This is a genomic window from Pseudarthrobacter sp. R1 (genome assembly GCF_024494415.1).
GTDB lineage: Bacteria > Actinomycetota > Actinomycetes > Actinomycetales > Micrococcaceae > Arthrobacter.
In genome coordinates, this window is record NZ_JAMKFI010000006.1 from 180,750 (window position 1) to 198,745 (window position 17,996).

A 17,996-nucleotide genomic window follows, 5' to 3' on the forward strand; every position below is an offset into this window, starting at 1 on the left:
AAAAGCGGGGGATAATGGCGCGATGGGGATATCAACAAAACTTTCTTTGGGCATCGCTGCGGTCATTCTCGGAACGTCGCTGGTTGCCTGCGACGACGGCAGGAGCGGAGCTGAGGCGGCTGCGGGGCAGTTGGCCGCGGCAGTAGCCGGACTGGATGTGGGCTCGGTGCCCTTCGACGGCAAGGATTCCGCGGCTGCAAATGACCAGCTGAAAAAAGTCTTTGCGGCACTGGATCCCCAGAAGCCCGCCGTCGAAGCAGGGGAACTGGCCCTTGACGGGGACAACGCCTCTGCACCGCTCAACTACACCTGGAACTTCGGTGGTGCCGAGTGGAAGTACTCCGTCTCGGCTAAATTCAAGAAGTCGGGGGACAAATGGCTGACGGTCTGGGATCCGGCCACCCTGGCACCGGACCTGGCCGACAGCGAGATCCTGACTAAAGGCTCCCAGTCGCCCCAGCGGGCAGACATCCTGGGTGCCGGCGACGTACCCCTGGTGACGTACCGCCCGGTGGTGAATGTGGGCATCGACAAGCCTCAGCTTGGTGCTGGAGATCCTGCTGATGCCGCCACCAAGCTTGCAGCGCTCGTCGGGGTGGACCCTGCCGCCTACGTCCAGCAGGTCCAGGCGTCGGGTGCCGAGGCCTTTGTTCCCGCGATCACCCTGCGGGAGGAAGGGCGCACCATCACCAATGAGCAGATTGCGGCGATTCCAGGGGCCCGTGCCATTCCGGCCTCCATGCCGTTGGCCCCCAACCGCACGTTTGCGCGCGCCGTCCTCGGCTCGGTGGGCGAGGCCACGGCCGAACAGATCGAGGCATCCGGCGGCGAGCTGACAGCCGGTGACGTCACCGGCGTCGGCGGCCTCCAGCAGCAGTACGACGACCAGCTCAGGGGGACGGACGCCGTCGTTATCCGTGCACAGCGCGCCGACCTGACGAGGGAACAGATCCAATCCGCCGCAACCGATCCGCGCCGGGTGCTTTTCGAGGTGAAGCCCACGCCGGGAACCCCACTGAAGACAACCCTGGATCCCACGCTGCAGTCGCTGGCGGAGAGCACGCTGGAAGGCGTGGAGCCGGCATCTGCGATTGTTGCGCTCCGGCCTTCAACCGGCGCTGTCCTGGCGGCCGCCTCCGGTCCGGGGAGCAACGGCTACAACACGGCGATGCTGGGCCAGTACGCGCCCGGCTCCATCTTCAAGATGGTGGATTCGCTGGCGATGTTCCGTAACGGGCTGACCCCTGAGTCGAAGGTTGAATGCACACCCACGCTGACGGTGGACGGACGGACTTTCAAAAACGCGGAGGGGTACCCGGAGGGCTCATTAGGTTCAGTAACACTGCGTGACGCCTTTGCCCACTCCTGCAATACAGCGTTCATCGCCGCCCGTGACACCGTTTCGCAGGGGCAGCTTGAAGCAGCCGCCATGGCGATGGGCCTCGCCGTCGAGGCACCGACGCTCGGCGCCGCGGCCTTCCTGGGATCCGTCCCCGGCGAGGCCGCGGGAACTGAGCACGCCGCTTCGATGATCGGCCAGGGAAAGGTGCTGCTGTCGCCACTGGCCGCCGCCATGATGGCCGGCTCCGTGGCCAAGGGTGCGCCGGTAGCCCCGCAGCTGGTGTTGAATCCCGACGCCGGTGCCGCTGCCGAGGGAACGACCAGCGGCTCCACTGCACCCGCTGCCCAGCCGTCCGCCACGGCCACCGCGGAGGCTCCGTCCCAAGCATCCGAGGACCCCGTCACCGGCCAGGAAGCGGCGTCCCTGGCCGACATGATGCGGGCCGTGGTGACGTCCGGTCACGCAGGTTTCCTGTCCAGTGTTCCGGGTGCCCCGGTGGGAGCCAAGACCGGCACGGCCGAGTTCGGCAAAGAGAATCCGCCAAAGACGCACGCTTGGATTGTGGCCTTACAGGGCGATCTCGCCGTTGCCGTTTTTGTGGAGGATGGCGGCCTGGGGGCAACAACCTCCGGGCCGCTGCTGCAAAAGTTCCTGACCGCCGCGGGCTAGAGTTTTTGTCCAGATATGCGGACTTTCAGGCCGGGTAGGCCTGCAGATCTTGACAAAATTCGGGTGGGTGCGCCGTGGGAAGATGGAATACGTGGCCCATATTGACGTTTCCGGTATCGATTACTTCCTTTCCGACGGCACCCAACTGCTGAACGGCGTGACCTTCAAGGTTCCAGATGGCACCAAAACGGCCCTGATCGGCCCCAACGGTACTGGCAAAACGACCCTGTTCCGGATCATCGCCGGAGATCTGGTTCCCGACGAAGGCGTGATCGGCCGCTCCGGGAACATGGGCATCATGCGCCAGTTCGTGGGCCAGGTCCGCGATGGCTCCACCGTTCGCGACCTGCTGGTCTCCGCGGCGCCGCCCGCCTTGGCAGCGGCGGCCCGCGAGGTGGACGACGCCGAGCTCGTCATGGTGGAGCACGACGACGAACCCAGCCAGATGCGCTATGCCCAGGCCATCGTCGACTGGGGAGACGCCGGAGGCTACGACGTCGAGACCGTCTGGGACGAAGTGTGCATGGCCGCGCTGGGACTCCCCTTTGACCGCGCCCAGCACCGCCCGGCGTCGAGTCTTTCCGGCGGTGAACAGAAGCGGCTGGTGCTGGAAGCGCTTTTTGCCGGCCCGGATGACCTGTTGCTGCTGGACGAACCGGATAACTACCTGGACGTGCCAGGCAAGCGCTGGCTTGAGGACAAGCTGAACGAATCGAAGAAGACGGTGTTCTTCATCAGCCACGACCGTGAACTGCTGAACAACGCAGCGGGGCGCATCGTCACGTTGGAGCCCGGAATCAGCGGCGCGGGAGCCTGGGTTCACGGCGGCGGGTTCGGCTCCTACGTGGACGCACGGGCGGACCGCAATGCCCGGTTTGAGGAACTCCGCAAGCGGTGGGACGAGGAGCACATCAAGCTCAAGGAACTCGTCAACATGTACAAAAACAAAGCCGCGTTCCGCTCCGACATGGCCAACCGGTACCACGCAGCCCAGACCCGCCTGGCGAAGTTTCTGGAGATCGGGCCGCCCGAGGCACTGCCCATTGAGCAGAACGTGCAGATGCGCCTCAAGGGCGGGCGGACCGCCAAGCGCGCCATCGTGGCGGAGAAGCTTGAACTCACCGGGTTAATGAAGCCGTTCTCCACCGAGGTGTGGTTTGGGGACCGTGTAGGTGTGCTGGGCTCAAACGGTTCGGGTAAGAGTCACTTCCTCCGGCTGCTGGCCACAGGCGGCACCGACCCGGAGCGGGAGCACCTGCCCGTGTCCGACGTCGAAATCGCCGAAGTGCCGCACGAGGGCACTGTGAAACTTGGCGCCAGGATCCGCCCCGGGTTCTTTGCCCAGACGCACGTCCGGCCCGACCTGCTGGGCAAGACCCTGCTGGAAATCCTGCACCGCGGTGACGAACACCGGTCCGGCCTGGGCCGTGAGGCAGCAGCCGGGGCGCTGGACGGTTATGGGCTGGCGGGGCAGTCGGAGCAAAAGTACGAGTCCCTTTCCGGCGGGCAGCAAGCCAGGTTCCAGATCCTGCTGCTGCAGTTGAGCGGTGCCACCCTGCTCCTTTTGGACGAGCCCACGGACAACCTGGACCTGCACTCGGCCGAGGCACTCGAACGGGCAATTGACCACTTTGAGGGCACGGTCCTGGCCGTGACCCACGACCGCTGGTTCGCCCGGACCTTCGACCGCTTCCTGGTGTTTGGATCGGACGGCAAGGTGTACGAATCAGCCGAGCCGGTGTGGGACGAGAAGCGCGTGGAGCGCGTCCGCTAACCGGACGCTCTCTCACTTCCTGCACGTTTTTGGTCAACGCTCTCGCACCCATTGCAGAGCGTTGGCGGAAATGCCGCATTAAGTGAGAGAGCGTGTTGATGTCACCAACAAACAGTTCAGCCCTGAAGAACAACGACGACTCGATGAGAACTCTGTGGAAGTAGTGAATGTATGAGCTTAAATACCGGAACGGCACAGCAGGCTGGCCTGAAAGCAGCGGCAGTTGCCACGTTCGTTGTCTTCGGCATTAACGGCCTGGTGTTCGCCAGTTGGGCAGCGAGGATCCCTGCGGTCACGGAGACCCTGCAGATAACCTCCGGCCAAATGGGCACACTGCTGCTCTGCACCGCCATCGGCTCTTTGCTCGCCCTGCCTACGGCCGGCTGGGTGGTAGGCAGGATCGGCACGGCCAACACCGTGCGATTCGGCGGGTTGGTGGCCTCGGTGGCCGGGGCGGCCATTGCACTGTCCCTTTCGGTCGCCTCCATTCCGGGCACAGCAGTCGCTTTGTTCTTCTTTGGCATAGCCATCGGGCTTTGGGATGTGTCCCAGAACCTTGAAGGGGCCGACGTCGAACACAAGCTGCGGCGGACCATCATGCCCCAGTTCCATGCTGCGTTCAGTGGCGGAGCCTTCGTGGGTGCGCTGATCGGAGCAGGGTTGTCGAATCTGGGCGTCGGATTGCCGGTGCACCTGCTGGTTATCGTGGGCATCGTGCTGCTGGTGACGATGATTGCCCCCCGCTACTTCCTTCCGCACATCACGGCACCAACACCGGCCGATGGCGAGGCTAAGCCTGCCAAAGGCCCTTCGGCCTGGCGGGACAGCCGGACCTTGCTCATCGGCGTCGTTATCCTTGGCGCCACCCTGACCGAGGGTGCCGGCAATGACTGGATTGCGAAGGCATCCGTTGACGGCCTCGGCACGTCCGAGTCCACCGGCGCCCTGATGTTCGCCCTCTTTGTCCTGGCCATGACAGCGATGCGTTTCCTGGGCGGCCGCGTGATCGACAAATACGGCCGCGTTGCCGTGCTCCGCGCCAGCATGGCAGCAGCAGCCGCCGGTCTTTGCCTTTTTGTGCTGGCCGGGAATGTGTGGCTGGCTGCCGTAGGCGCGGCACTCTGGGGCGTAGGAGCAGCACTGGCCTTCCCGATGGGAATGTCCGCTGCCGCCGATGACCCCCAACATGCAGCAGCAAGGGTTTCTGTTGTTTCCACGCTTGGGTACACCTCCTTCCTGGCCGGGCCTCCCCTGTTGGGATACTTGGGCGACCTGACGGGAATCCACTTCGCGCTGCTGGCGATCCTTGCACCCATCATCCTGGCGCTCCTGCTCGCCGGCGCCGCCAAGCCGCTGAAGGTCACGTAGGGTCCTCCCGGAAGCGCTGCATCTATCGCCGCCAGGTGCGGCGGCGGCGGTAGGGTGAGGTCATGCAGAGGAAATGGCGCCGGGGCCATCAGTGGATCAGCCGCACGGACAAATACCTTGTACGGCATGTATCAAAGCTGCCAGGTGGAAACCATGACGCGTTCTTCCGTCGGCTGTCAGCATCTGCAAATCACGGAAAACTGTGGATGGGCATTGCCGCCGTCCTGGCCATCATCCCGGGCAGGCCGCGCCGCGCCGCACTTCACGGACTGATCGCGCAGGCAGTTGCCTCCGCAGTGACCAACGGAGTGTTCAAGACCGTGCTGCCCCGAGCCCGTCCGCTGCCGGAACACCTTCCTGTGTTCCGGTTCGTGCATCCTCAGCCGAAGAGCTCGTCCATGCCGTCCGGTCACTCGGCTTCGGCGGTGGCGTTCGCGGTAGGGGCAGGACTGGTCAAGCCGTCCCTGGGGGCGTCGCTGACTCCGGCCGCGCTTGGGGTGGCATACTCCCGGGTCCACACGGGGGCGCACTGGCCCTCCGATGTGCTGTTCGGTTCCGCGATCGGTGCCGGTGCGGCGCTGGTCACGCGGCGGTGGTGGCCCGTCCGCCCGCCGTTCCCGCAAACGGCAAGGACCTGGACCACTGCGCCCCAACTGCCCGAGGGCGAAGGGCTTGCGATTGTAGTCAACACTTTGGGTGGTTCCTTCACCAAGGAGACGGCTGCCGCACTTCAGCAGGTATTCCCCAAAGCGTATATAAAGACCGTGCAGCCGGAAGATGACCTATGTGCCGCAATCACCGAGACGTCAGATCGTCCCGGGACCCGTGCCCTGGGTGTCTGGGGCGGGGACGGAACGGTGGGAGCGGCGGCCACCGCCGCCGTCGAGCGGTCACTCCCGCTGCTGGTCCTGCCCGGCGGAACCATCAACCACTTTGCCCGGGACGCCGGAACGGGGAGCCTCAAAGAAGCCCTGGCAGCCGCGACGAAAGGCGAAGCTGCCCTGGCGGACGTCGGGACCATTACCGTGCAGCGCGGCCTGGCGGGAAAGCCCGAAAAGGCCGAAGTGACGATGCTCAACACGTCCAGCCTCGGCCTGTATCCCAACTTCGTCCGGCGGCGCGAACAGTTGCAGCCGGCACTGGGAAAGCCCCTCGCCGGAGTGGTGGCAATGTTCCGCACGTTCGCGGCGGGCACTCCCACCACCCTGACGGTGGACGGCAGACTGCACAGAGTCTGGATCGCCTACGTGGGCCGGGGCCGGTACTATCCCCGCGACCATGCCCCGTTGCTGCGGCCGGTGATGGACGACGGCGTCCTCGACATCCGCATGATCACGGCAGATGAGTCCTTCGCCCGGTTGAGGTTGCTCTGGTCTGTACTGACCGGCACGCTGGCCACCTCACGCATCACCCATCTGTCCGAGGCCAAGGAAGTGCGCATCGAAGCGGGCGGAGCACCGATGGTACTCGCCGTGGACGGCGAGGCGCTGGCCGGCGTCCGCAGTGTTGAGTACCGGGTGCGGCCCAGGGCCCTTGCCTACTACTCCCCCCGTCCCTGACGGCGCCGTCCCTGATGGTGGCCGCCCCTCATCCAGGGGGACTACCCCGGTTAACCCCTGAATCATCCCTGAGACCGGCGAAAACAGGCTTGCGCCTCGGTAGCGTGGTGGATAACGCAAGCGTCCCCGAACATCTGCCGCAGCCACGCGCTGCCGTCCGAAGGAACAACCAATGATTGAGGCACAAGGCCTGACCAAGGTTTACGGCGGAAAAGCCGCCGTGGCCGGGGTCAGCTTCACCGTCCAAGCAGGGCTGGTCACGGGCTTCCTGGGCCCGAACGGCGCCGGTAAATCCACCACCATGCGCATGATCATGGGGCTGGACCGGCCGACGTCGGGCTCCGTCACCGTGAACGGCCTGCCGTACGCACACCACAAGGCACCGCTGCATGAGGTGGGTGCGCTGCTGGACGCCAAAGCCGTGCACACCAGCCGCAGCGCCTACAACCACCTGCTGGCCATGGCCGCCACGCACGGCATTCCCAAGACCAGGGTCCATGAGGTCATCGAGATGACCGGCCTGGAGGCGGTGGCCCGCAAGAAGGCCGGCGGTTTCTCCCTAGGCATGGGGCAGCGGCTGGGAATCGCGGCCGCGCTTCTGGGCGATCCCCAGACGCTTATCCTGGACGAACCCGTCAACGGCCTGGACCCGGAGGGTGTCCTCTGGGTCCGCAACCTGGTGCGGTACCTCGCGAACGAGGGCAAAACCGTCTTCCTGTCCTCGCATCTGATGAGCGAAATGGCCCAGACTGCTGACCACCTGATCGTCATCGGCCGCGGGCGGATCATCGCCGATGCGCCGGTCCAGGAGATCATCGCCGGAACCCGGCAGGCCAGGACCCTGGTCCGCACCAGCGACGCGCTGCAACTTTCTGCGCTCCTGGCAGGCGATGGCGTCACCGTGGACCACAACGAGCCCGAAACCCTTGAAGTGACGGGGATGGATTCCCGCGGGATCGCACAGGTCGCGCTGGACAACGGTGTCCTGGTCTACGAGCTCACCCCGCAGATGTCCTCCCTTGAGGACGCGTACTTCGACCTCACCAAGGACGAAGTGGAATACCATTCGCACCTGACCGGCGGACCCGCAGTGGCCGCCCCGGCAGCGGCAGGAAAGTAAGGACGATGAGCACGATGACTGAAACCCGTACCGCCCCAACCCGGTCCTCTGCGGGATCACGGGGCGTGACCTTTGGCGGAGTCCTGCGGTCCGAATGGATCAAGCTTTGGTCGCTGATGTCCACCCGCATCCTGCTGCTGCTGACACTGGCCGCCATCGTCGGAGTTGGCGCTCTGACTGTCCTGATCCGCTACACCTACCTGGACGAGATGATCCGCAGCGCCAGGGATCAGGGCCAAACGATGACCCCCGAAATGCTCGAGGCATCATTCCCTCCGGGCTCGGGCTTCGACCTCTACAACCTGCCGAACGCAGGCCTGCAGATCGGCATCCTGATCCTCGGATCACTGGCGGTGCTTTTTATGTCCTCCGAATACGCCACCGGAATGATCCGTTCCACCATGAACGCCGTGCCGCGGCGCACCCCCGCCTTTGTGGCCAAAGCGATTATCCTTGCGGTCATCTCCTACGTGATCACCACCATCGCCGGAGCAGTAACCTTCCTGATCGCCATGCCGGTGTTCCAGGGCATGGGCTTCGACCTGGACTGGTCCACCGATGGGGTGCTTTACAGCATCTTCACCGGCGGCCTCTACGTGGCCGGCGTTGCCTTGATCGGCCTGTCCCTGGGCACGCTGCTGCGGAACTCCGCCGGCGGCATCACCGTCCTGGTGGCCATGTTCTTCGTCCTCTCCATCGCTGCGGGCTTCATGACTTTCATTCCCGGTGAGTTCTGGAAGTACGTTCCGCAGTACATTCCGAGCGAGGCCGGCGGACGTTTCCTGTCCATCGGGCACACGGACGGCGTGATCGACCCCTGGCACGGCGGCCTGATTTTCCTGGGCTACGTGCTGTTGTTCCTGATCCCGGCAATGATCACCTTGAAGAAGCGCGACGTCTAGACAGGGACCAAGAACCGCGACCATGACAGAAATGGCAGCTGGAAGGGACGCGCCGGCCGGACAGGCCGACGCGTCCTTTGCCGAGCTCACCGCCCGGCGCAGGGGGCGCATCCGGCGTTACCTGCACCGGCACCCCCTTGTGATGGACGCCGTGGTGGCCGCCAGCTACAGCCTGCTGGTGGCGCCCACGGTGGTGGACGCCACCAAGTCCGGCAACTGGCCCGCCATCGCCCTGCTGGTGGCGGTGGCCGGGGCACTGTTCCTCCGCCGTTTCCACCCGGTGGGCCTTGTTGCCTTTGTGGCAGTGGCGGAAGTGGCCGTGACGCTGCTGCACCCGTGGGGCTCCAATGTGTCGGCCGGCCTCTGGTTCTCGCTGTATGCCGTGGCAGTGGCCCACACCCGCCGCTTTGCCCTCATCACCATGGCGGTGGCCACGGCGCCGCTGGCCCTCCCCTACCTGCTGGCCGCCGTCGGGCCGATGGAGAACTCCTTCGTCCACGACACCGGAGTCAACCCCGGCGACTTCCACCTGCTGACCAGCATCGCCACCGGGGCGACTATCACCCTGTCCAATTTCATCGCCACAGGCATTGGCATCTCGGTCCGGCAGGGGCGTGAGCATGAACTGGAAGTGGCCGCGTGGGCAGCGCGGACCGCCCGGCTCGCGTCGGTGAACGAACGGAACCGTATCGCCCGGGAGATGCACGACGTCGTGGCCCACTCGCTGACGGTGATGATCAGTTTGTCGGACGGCGCCGCCGTCGTGGTCCGAAAAAGTCCGGAGCGCGCCGGCGAGGTGCTGGGTGAACTGTCCCGGACTGGCCGGACGGCCCTCGCCGACATGCGGCGGGTCCTGGGTGTCCTCCGGGATGATGCGGGAGCAGCGGCCCCGCGGCTGCCGCTCGCATCGGGCGACACCCTGTCCAAGCTGCTGGAGGGTTTCCGCACCGCGGGCCTGCCCCTGCACTACTCCCACACCGGTCCGGCGCTGCCCGACGACGCCGCCTTCCAGCTCACCGTGTACCGGATTGTCCAGGAATCACTGACAAATGTGCTCCGTTACGGCCGTTCGCTGGGACGCGTAGACGTCTCGATTGTCCGCACGGGTTCAACGGTCACCATTGACGTGCTCGACGACGGGGCAGGACTTCCGGGGCATCCCGCCCCTGGCGATAGCGCGGCCACCGCCCCGGGGCACGGCTCCTACGGCACCGGCCAGGGAATCACCGGAATGGCCGAGCGGGCCCGGATCTACTCCGGCACAGTGGAGGCCGGCCGCAGCGGACGGGGCTGGCGGGTGCACGCCGTCCTGACCTGGCCTGGCGATGATGTTTCCGAATCACTCCGTCCCTACGAACTCCAAGGCAAAGCATGACCAATAATCCGGCCATAACGGTCCTGCTGGTGGATGACCAGCCGCTGCTCCGCATGGGCTTCCGGCTCATCCTCGAGGGCGAGGAGGACCTGCGGATCGTGGGCGAAGCGTCAAACGGTGCCGAGGCCGTCCGCCAGGTCCGGGAACTGAACCCCGATGTGGTGCTGATGGACGTGCGGATGCCCCTGCTGGACGGCATCGAGGCGACGCGTGCCATCACGGAATCCGGGGCCTGCTCCAGGATCATCATCCTGACCACCTTCGATGTGGACGAGTATGCCTTCGCGGGCCTCCAGGCAGGCGCGTCCGCGTTCCTGCTGAAGGACGCCGCGCCGTCGGAACTGATCAACGCCGTACGACTGGTGGCCAGCGGTGACGCCGTGGTGGCGCCCAGGGTCACCCAACGGTTGCTGGAGACCTATGTCCGCGGTGCCGCCAAGCCCGCACCGGCGGCTCCTGCGCCCGATCCGCTCCTGGCCGACCTGACGCCCAGGGAGACGGAAATGCTGCAGGCCATGGCCGAAGGCCTGTCCAATGCGGAGATCGCCCACCGGTACTTCCTGTCAGAGGCCACGGTAAAGACGCACGTCCGGCGCATCCTCACCAAGCTCCACCTCCGCGACCGCGTCCAGGCAGTGGTCTATGCGTACGAAACCGGCCTGGTGGTTCCCAGTAACCCGGACTACTGACGCACGCGCCGCCCAGGAGACCCTATGCAGGCGATGGGCGGGGCGGTTGGATGGTCCCATGAGCAATCGTCTCCCCCACCCGAACCACGACCGCGGCCTCGAGTTCGACCTTTCGACCATCATCAGCCGCCGGTCGCTGGGCATGTTCCTCGGCGCGGGCGGCGCCGCCGCTGCCTTGGCTGCCTGCACTCCTGGCGGGACGACCCCCAACGCCGGCCCTTCGACGTCGTCCGCCGGCCCGGCAGCCGCTGCTTCGGGAGGTGCCGCCAGTTCGCCGTCGCCTGCCCTGACCCGGGCCATTGCTGAGTGCGGCGTGGAAATTCGGCAGGAAACCGCCGGGCCATTTCCGGCCGACGGCTCGAATGGGCCCAACCTGCTGGAAGCCTCCGGAGTAGTGCGCCGGGACATCGCATCCAGCTTCGGGACCGGGACCGCCAGGGCTGAAGGAGTACCGCTGACCTTCACCCTGACACTGCTGGATAACGCGAACGGGTGCGTCCCGCTGTCCGGGGCGGCCGTCTATGCGTGGCACTGCGACCGGGAAGGCAGGTATTCGATGTACGACCCGGAACTCACCAGCGAGAGCTACCTGCGCGGCGTCCAGGAAGCGGACGTGAACGGCCAGGCCACCTTCACGACGATTTTTCCTGGCGCCTATTCCGGACGCTGGCCGCACATCCACTTCGAGGTGTTCGAGTCCATGAACAACGCGACGGCGGCAGGGCAGGTGCTTGCCGTTTCGCAGATTGCGCTCACCAAGGCCTCCTGCGACGACGTTTATGCCTTCCCGGGCTACGAGACGAGCAGGCGGAACATGGGCCGCACCACGCTGCAGTCCGACAGCGTGTTCAGGAACGACGGCGGCATCTACCAGCTCGCCACCATGACCGGAACGGCTGCGGCAGGCTACACGGCTGGGCTCAACGTCACCCTCTAGACTCGGGAGCATGCCTTCTTCATCCTCCGCTGCAGACCACATCCAGGACCTTGGCGACTACGTCAGCGCATCGCCGTCGAGCTTCCACGCCGTGCACGAAGCGGGCCGCCGGCTGCTGGACGCCGGGTTTGTCCGGCTGGATGAGTTGGAACCCTGGGAGGGCGGCGCCGGTTCATTCTTCATCATCCGCGACGGCGCGCTGATCGCCTGGGTGGTCCCCGGGGGCGCCGGACCCACCACCGGGTTCAACATCCTGGGGGCACACACTGACTCCCCTTCCTTCAAGCTCAAGCCCAAGCCCACCATTGGTGCGCACGGCTGGCTGCAGGCAGGCGTGGAGGTGTACGGGGGGCCGCTGCTGAACTCCTGGCTGGACCGTGAGCTGCAGCTGGCCGGGCGGCTGGTCATGCTGGATGGTACCGAGCACCTCACGGCCACCGGTCCCATGCTCCGGTTCCCGCAGCTGGCCATCCACCTGGACCGCACCGTGAATGATGGCCTCACGCTGGACAAGCAACGGCACATGAATCCCGTATGGGGGCTCGGCAACGCCGGGGATTCCGATCTGCTTGCGGTGCTGGCTTCCCATGTTCCCGGCGCTTCCGTGGACCCTGCCCGGATTGGCGGGTACGACGTCGTCATTGCAGACACGCAGGCACCTGCGGTTTTCGGGGGCAACGGGGAGTTCTTCGCGTCCGGGCGGCTGGATAACCTTTCGGCCACCCATGCGGGGCTGGTGGCGCTGATTGCCCACGCTTCTTCTGTTGGTGGCGCCGCCGGCGGGCCGGTCGCCGTACTTGCCGCCTTCGATCACGAGGAGATTGGCTCCAACTCCCGCTCCGGGGCCTGCGGGCCCATCCTCGAGGATGTGCTGGTGCGTATCTCGGACGGCCTCGGTGCCACAGTGAGCCAACGGCGGCAGGCGCTGGCGGCGTCGTTCTGTGTTTCGGCCGACGCCGGGCACGCCGTCCACCCCAACTACGCTGAACGGCACGACCCCGCCAACCGCCCTGTACTTAACGGCGGCCCGCTGCTGAAAATCAACGCCAACCAGCGCTACGCCACGGACGCCAACGGGGCAGCTGTGTGGGCCCGGCTTTCCGGTGAAGCCGGGGTGCCGTACCAGGAGTTTGTATCCAACAACGCAATCCCCTGCGGCTCCACCATTGGTCCGCTGACTGCCACCCGCCTTGGAATCAGGACGGTGGACGCAGGCGTTCCGTTGCTTTCCATGCATTCTGCGCGGGAGTTGTGCGGGGTGGAGGACCCGCGGCGGCTGGCCGCTGTGACGGAGCTGTTCTTCCGGACGGCCGTCAACGGGTAGGCCCGCGGACGTAGCTTCGTATTCATCGCTGTTTCTACTGGTGAATTGAACGATATGCCTGGAGTTTAGCGAGCCGTAGATCCAAAATGCCAAACAATAGACCGGCGTCAAATACGTCGCAATACAACCCCTGTACCTATTTCCCTGGAACGCGTGAAACCCCCTATACCTAATCATCGGATTGGGCGATAACCCTATACCTAAGTACCTGCCTGCACGGCAACCCCGCTACTTACGTAGGGCCAGGGGATTTTGCCGCGAAAAGGGAGTACAGGCTACTCGTGACACCCCCTGGGGCGGACCGTAGGCTCTTTTGACACGGGCAGAGTCAACGGCTGAAGAGCTGGGGCCACAGACTAGACCGAGACCCGACAAGCGCTAGTGTCGCGCATTCATAAGAGCGACGTTGTCTCCTATTCGGTAATTGTCATGAAGTGGTGATGCATTTGTCTATTTCCACCCAGCTCCCAGTCTCCTTGTCCGAGCCGACTATCTCGTCACCAAGAGCGTCAGTCAGCGTGGTTATTCCAACCCTGAATGAAGCAATGAACCTTCCCTGGGTCATTCGCCGCATGCCCTCGTACGTGGACGAGGTTGTCATCGTGGATGGGCGCTCCCACGATCACACCGTCGACGTTGCCCGTGCACTGCGCGTCGACGTTGTAGTGGTGGACGAGCAGCGCAAGGGCAAGGGCGTCGCACTCCGGGCAGGGTTCGCAGCAGCCTCTGGAGACATCATCGTCATGCTGGACGCTGACGGAAGCATGGACCCCCAGGAGATCGGGTGGTTTGTCTCCCCGCTCCAGCACGACTACGACTTCGTGAAAGGGTCCCGTTACGTCACGGGAGGCGGATCCGAAGACCTGACCTGGCTGCGGAGCGCCGGCAACCGCGCGTTTACGTGGATGGCCAATACTGTATTGCGCAGCAACTACTCCGACCTCTGTTACGGATATATAGCCTTCCGCAAGGAATGCCTGGAGGTTCTGCAGCTGGAATCAGACGGGTTCGAGATCGAGACCGAGCTGATCGTCCGCGCAGCCAGGGCGGGCCTTCGCATTGCAGAGGTACCCAGCATTGAGCTCGACCGCATCTCCGGAGCCTCGAACCTGCAGACGTTCCGTGACGGGTGGCGGGTCTTGGGAACGCTCGCACGCGAATGCATGCTCTGGGAAGCGCCGACTGCCGGAGCCCGCCCCGAGGCCCTCCGGCGAGTGAAGTACGCATACGAAAACGTCAGGTTTCCGCGTACACCTACCGATCCGCAGAGTCTTCTTTCCGTAGTTCAAGGACTTTGAAATGCGTACACATATTGAACCTCCGACCGTTTCCGTGGTCATTTGCTGCTACACGATGGCGCGCTGGGACAGGTTGCTGGACGTCATTGGTTCCGTCCGTGCCCAGACCGTTGTTCCACACGAGGTCTTTGTGGTTGTCGACCACAACCAAGATCTCTATAAGCGCCTCATCGCCACTGTTGATGACGTGAGGCTTGTGGAGAGCAGCGGTGCCCAGGGGCTCTCCGGAGCCCGGAACACGGGCGTGGGCCTCTGTACCTCCGATGTCGTGGCCTTCCTCGATGACGACGCCGAAGCGGCTCCCGATTGGCTTGAACGGCTTATCACCTACTACGACGATCCCGATGTACTGGCTGTGGGCGGTCGCGTTGAACCAATCTGGGAAGCCGGCCGTCCCTCCTACTTCGGCGAGGAGCTGGACTGGATCGTCGGCTGCAGCTACAGGGGAATGCCCAAGGTGGCCTCCGAGGTCAGGAACGTCATCGGCGCGAATATGTCCTTCCGGCTGGAAGTGCTCCGTCAGGTCGGCGGCTTCAATCTTGACCTCGGACGCCAGGGGACAAAGCCCCTCGGCTGTGAAGAGACGGAGATCTGCATACGTTCGAGGATGGGCACACCGGGGTCACGCATCGTGTACGAACCCGCCGCCCTGGTACACCATCACGTTCCGGCCCAGAGGGGAACGTTCCGTTACATGTTGGCCAGGTCCTGGTCCGAAGGGATCTCCAAGGCGCAGGTCAGCCAGGTCGTAGGCCACAAACGGGCACTGGGCCCCGAACGCCGCTATGTCCGCAGCGTCCTGCCACGCGCCGTTGTTTCCGGAATTTACGACTGGAGCAGAAACCGCGACCGGGGAGGACTTGGGCGGGCAGGGGCCGTGGTTTCGGTTTTGGCCGTTACAGCCGCAGGTTATGTGCGCGGCCGGCGCTTGGCCCACGTCTCGCCGCTTCCGGGAAGCACAGCTCCCGTGGATGCTGCCTGGCGGGAAGTCCAGTGAATAAACGTACGAAGGAGCTGCTACGGGCCGCCGACGCCGCGGTCCCCGGAGCTGATCCCGGGTATGGAGAGTGATCGATTGCCGGACCGGCCGGGGGCACGGTGGAGCGGCACTGTCAGAAGTTTTCAGTTTGAAAAGGTCGGGGAATGAAGATGAATAACCAGATTGCGCTCGAGGGTACAGCTCCGCGCGGATTCGTCGCCGGAGATGGTCTCCGTTCACACGGGTCGCGGAAGCTGCGGCCACACTCATTGCTGGCAGCACTGCTGACTGCGCTGCTGCTTGCGGTGAGTGTTGTTGTGGTGGTACCTGCGGCGTCGGCTGCCCCGGGTGATGTCGGCGTTGAAGGTCCGTCGCATACCGGGACAGGCACGCCGACGGGCACGAAGCGGTCAACGAGTGGGCTGTGGTTCAACGACGGGACCTGGTGGGGGAACATGTGGGACACCGCCAGTTCGGATTTCCATATCTTCCGCTTCGACAGCGCGACGAGTAAGTGGGTTGATACGGGCGTGGCAACGGACACGCGCGCCAACACGCATCATGACGTGTTGTGGGACGGAAAGACGTTGTATGTGGCGAGCTATCGGTTCGTCAATGACGGGCTGCCGGCTGAACCGAACTACCCGACCACGATGCGGCGTTACAGCTACGACTCGGCTGCGAAGACGTACAAGCTGCTTGGTTCTTCCAACATCAACAACCAACGCGTTGAGGCCCTGACCATCGATAAGGACTCGAAGGGTCGGCTATGGGCCACCTGGCAACAGGGGAACCGGATCTACCTGAACAACACTGACGAGGGCGGTGTGACTTGGGGGACACCGTTCCAGCACCCTGCGTCGTTGAGCAACGTTTCTGTGGACGACATCTCGGCTGTGATCGCGTTCGGCGGGAAGGTTGGTGTGATGTGGAGCCGGCAGGTCGGTGGTGCCACCGACGGCATGTACTGGAGTTACCGCGAGGACTCTGCAACGTCCAGAACCGCCTGGACCGCTCCTGTTGCGGCAGTTTTGGGGCAGCGCAGCGGTGATGACCATATGAACCTGAAGTGGCTGGACTCCTCGGGCGGAAGGGTTTTCGCCGCTATCAAGACGTCATTCACGTCGTCGTCCCAGCCGCTGATCCAGCTGTTGGCACTGGATACCGCGACTGCGAAGTGGGCGGCGCACACGATCGCGACTGTGGCGGAATGCCCGAACCGGGTGATGGTCCTGATTGACGAGAGCACACAGATGCTGCGTACCTTCGCTACCTATCCGAAGAGTGGCACTGGTGCGACGAACGCTGGTGTTTGCACAAGTTCGGGGGGCGCGATCTACGAGAAGTCTGCGCCCGTAAGCAACCCCGGCGGGCTCGCCACCGCGACGAAGACGCTTCGTATCATGGACGCCGACCAGTACGTCCACAACGTAACGTCGACGAAGCAGAACCTCAACAGTTCGACGGGTCTGTTGTTGCTCGCCGATGTGAACGCTACAAGCCGATATTGGCACTATTACGAACGCCCCGCTGGCGGTAGTGATACGACGCCTCCGAATACAACGATCACGTCGGGACCAGCTGCGACATCGACGTCGACCAGCGCCTCCTTTGCATTCACTTCGAGTGAAGCGAATTCGACGTTCCAGTGCAGTCTGGACGGTGCTGCACGCGTCGCGTGCACCTCGCCTCGGGCCTACAGCGGGTTGTCCGTCGGGCCCCACACATTCGATGTCTGGGCGACCGACGCAGCCGGCAACGCCGACGGGACAGCAGCTAGGCACGCCTGGAGCGTCAGCTCCGGTGGTGGAGACACGACGGCCCCGGAGACGACGATCACGTCGGGACCAGCTGAGGCATCGACGTCGACGTCAACCAGTGCCACCTTTGAATTCACCTCGACTGAGGCTGGTTCGACGTTCCAGTGCAGCCTGGATAGTGCAGCGTACGTGGCGTGCACCTCGCCCCGGACCTACACCGGGTTGTCGGTGGGATCCCACACATTCAACGTCCGGGCCATCGATGCAGCCGGCAACACCGATGCCACACCAGCGACGCGGACCTGGAGCGTCAGCTCCACCGGCGGCACGACGACGACCGTGACGCTTACTGCCACCGCTGACAGCTACGTCTCGGCCGGGGCGGTGACGGTGAACAATGGCACCAGTACCATGCTGGGCGTGGACAACAGCCCGGTGGAGGCCACGTACTTGAAGTTCAACCTGTCGGGTTATGCAGGCAGAACGGTGCAGAGTGCAGTGCTGCAGCTGCGCAGCGCCGGGAGCGGGTCCACGGGTACGCAGAACGTCAAGCTGGTTGCTAATGACAGCTGGACCGAGACCGGCATCACCTACAACAACAAGCCGGCGCTCGGGACCAGCATTCTCGGCACGCTTGGCCCAACAACCACCAACACCAACTACAACATTTCGCTGAATGCCACTGCCTTGTTGGGTGAGCTCGGCGGGGAACTCTCTCTTGGTATGGACTCCAGCAGCAGCGACGGCGTGGACCTTAACTCCAAGGAGGCCAGCAGTGGCCTATACGCACCCAAGCTGGTACTCACGCTGGCGAACTAGCCGGACGCCGTCGACACCATCCACCAACAACACCATCCGACCGGCACCACCAACCAGCAACACCATCTAAGAAACACCACA

At 64.4% G+C, this 17,996-nt stretch carries 13 protein-coding genes; all 13 read left to right on the forward strand.

Annotated features, from left to right (window positions below):
* The first annotated feature begins 22 nt into the window (after positions 1 to 22).
* The 13 genes from M8J71_RS06880 (at position 23) to M8J71_RS06940 (ending at position 17,915) form a co-directional block, all read left to right on the forward strand.
* A complete protein-coding gene (locus tag M8J71_RS06880) occupies positions 23 to 2,011 on the forward strand; it encodes a penicillin-binding transpeptidase domain-containing protein (protein ID WP_256247208.1) in 1,989 nt (662 codons plus the stop codon).
* Between the two features lie 91 nt (positions 2,012 to 2,102).
* Positions 2,103 to 3,785 (forward strand): ATP-binding cassette domain-containing protein, encoded by a 1,683-nt coding sequence (locus M8J71_RS06885; RefSeq protein WP_256247384.1) that lies wholly within the window; start codon positions 2,103 to 2,105, stop codon positions 3,783 to 3,785.
* A 171-nt stretch (positions 3,786 to 3,956) separates the two neighbouring features.
* On the forward strand, positions 3,957 to 5,153 hold the full coding sequence (locus M8J71_RS06890) for an MFS transporter (protein WP_256247209.1): 1,197 nt from the start codon (positions 3,957 to 3,959) through the stop codon (positions 5,151 to 5,153).
* A gap of 62 nt (positions 5,154 to 5,215) precedes the next feature.
* Positions 5,216 to 6,712 (forward strand): bifunctional phosphatase PAP2/diacylglycerol kinase family protein, encoded by a 1,497-nt coding sequence (locus M8J71_RS06895; RefSeq protein ID WP_256247210.1) that lies wholly within the window; start codon positions 5,216 to 5,218, stop codon positions 6,710 to 6,712.
* Between the two features lie 172 nt (positions 6,713 to 6,884).
* A complete protein-coding gene (locus M8J71_RS06900) occupies positions 6,885 to 7,832 on the forward strand; it encodes an ABC transporter ATP-binding protein (protein ID WP_256247211.1) in 948 nt (315 codons plus the stop codon).
* Between the two features lie 14 nt (positions 7,833 to 7,846).
* Positions 7,847 to 8,734: an ABC transporter permease gene (locus tag M8J71_RS06905; protein WP_256247212.1), complete on the forward strand. Its 888-nt coding sequence runs from the start codon at positions 7,847 to 7,849 to the stop codon at positions 8,732 to 8,734.
* Between the two features lie 22 nt (positions 8,735 to 8,756).
* Positions 8,757 to 10,109: a sensor histidine kinase gene (locus tag M8J71_RS06910; RefSeq protein WP_256247213.1), complete on the forward strand. Its 1,353-nt coding sequence runs from the start codon at positions 8,757 to 8,759 to the stop codon at positions 10,107 to 10,109.
* Positions 10,106 to 10,798: a response regulator gene (locus tag M8J71_RS06915; protein WP_256247215.1), complete on the forward strand. Its 693-nt coding sequence runs from the start codon at positions 10,106 to 10,108 to the stop codon at positions 10,796 to 10,798. Before M8J71_RS06910 ends, M8J71_RS06915 begins: the two co-directional genes overlap by 4 nt.
* Positions 10,799 to 10,856: 58 nt before the next feature.
* Positions 10,857 to 11,735, forward strand: coding sequence for an intradiol ring-cleavage dioxygenase (locus tag M8J71_RS06920; protein WP_256247216.1), 879 nt, complete (start codon positions 10,857 to 10,859; stop codon positions 11,733 to 11,735).
* A gap of 10 nt (positions 11,736 to 11,745) precedes the next feature.
* Complete coding sequence (locus tag M8J71_RS06925) at positions 11,746 to 13,059, forward strand: M18 family aminopeptidase (protein WP_256247217.1); 1,314 nt, start codon at positions 11,746 to 11,748, stop codon at positions 13,057 to 13,059.
* Between the two features lie 440 nt (positions 13,060 to 13,499).
* Positions 13,500 to 14,357 (forward strand): glycosyltransferase family 2 protein, encoded by an 858-nt coding sequence (locus tag M8J71_RS06930; protein WP_256247218.1) that lies wholly within the window; start codon positions 13,500 to 13,502, stop codon positions 14,355 to 14,357.
* 1 nt (position 14,358) lies between these two features.
* Positions 14,359 to 15,354, forward strand: a complete 996-nt coding sequence (locus M8J71_RS06935) for a glycosyltransferase (protein WP_256247219.1) — start codon at positions 14,359 to 14,361, stop codon at positions 15,352 to 15,354.
* 146 nt (positions 15,355 to 15,500) lie between these two features.
* Complete coding sequence (locus tag M8J71_RS06940; RefSeq protein WP_256247220.1) at positions 15,501 to 17,915, forward strand: CBM96 family carbohydrate-binding protein; 2,415 nt, start codon at positions 15,501 to 15,503, stop codon at positions 17,913 to 17,915.
* Positions 17,916 to 17,996: the final 81 nt, after the last annotated feature.

Bases quoted from the DNA above. Each gene is read 5' to 3' on its own strand.
- M8J71_RS06895 (WP_256247210.1), top strand. From the start codon at position 5,216: ATGCAGAGGAAATGGCGCCGGGGCCATCAGTGGATCAGCCGCACGGAC.
- M8J71_RS06920 (WP_256247216.1), top strand. From the start codon at position 10,857: ATGAGCAATCGTCTCCCCCACCCGAACCACGACCGCGGCCTCGAGTTC.
- M8J71_RS06880 (WP_256247208.1), top strand. From the start codon at position 23: ATGGGGATATCAACAAAACTTTCTTTGGGCATCGCTGCGGTCATTCTC.
- M8J71_RS06915 (WP_256247215.1), top strand. From the start codon at position 10,106: ATGACCAATAATCCGGCCATAACGGTCCTGCTGGTGGATGACCAGCCG.
- M8J71_RS06930 (WP_256247218.1), top strand. From the start codon at position 13,500: ATGCATTTGTCTATTTCCACCCAGCTCCCAGTCTCCTTGTCCGAGCCG.
- M8J71_RS06935 (WP_256247219.1), top strand. From the start codon at position 14,359: ATGCGTACACATATTGAACCTCCGACCGTTTCCGTGGTCATTTGCTGC.
- M8J71_RS06925 (WP_256247217.1), top strand. From the start codon at position 11,746: ATGCCTTCTTCATCCTCCGCTGCAGACCACATCCAGGACCTTGGCGAC.
- M8J71_RS06905 (WP_256247212.1), top strand. From the start codon at position 7,847: ATGACTGAAACCCGTACCGCCCCAACCCGGTCCTCTGCGGGATCACGG.
- M8J71_RS06890 (WP_256247209.1), top strand. From the start codon at position 3,957: ATGAGCTTAAATACCGGAACGGCACAGCAGGCTGGCCTGAAAGCAGCG.
- M8J71_RS06940 (WP_256247220.1), top strand. From the start codon at position 15,501: ATGAAGATGAATAACCAGATTGCGCTCGAGGGTACAGCTCCGCGCGGA.
- M8J71_RS06900 (WP_256247211.1), top strand. From the start codon at position 6,885: ATGATTGAGGCACAAGGCCTGACCAAGGTTTACGGCGGAAAAGCCGCC.
- M8J71_RS06910 (WP_256247213.1), top strand. From the start codon at position 8,757: ATGACAGAAATGGCAGCTGGAAGGGACGCGCCGGCCGGACAGGCCGAC.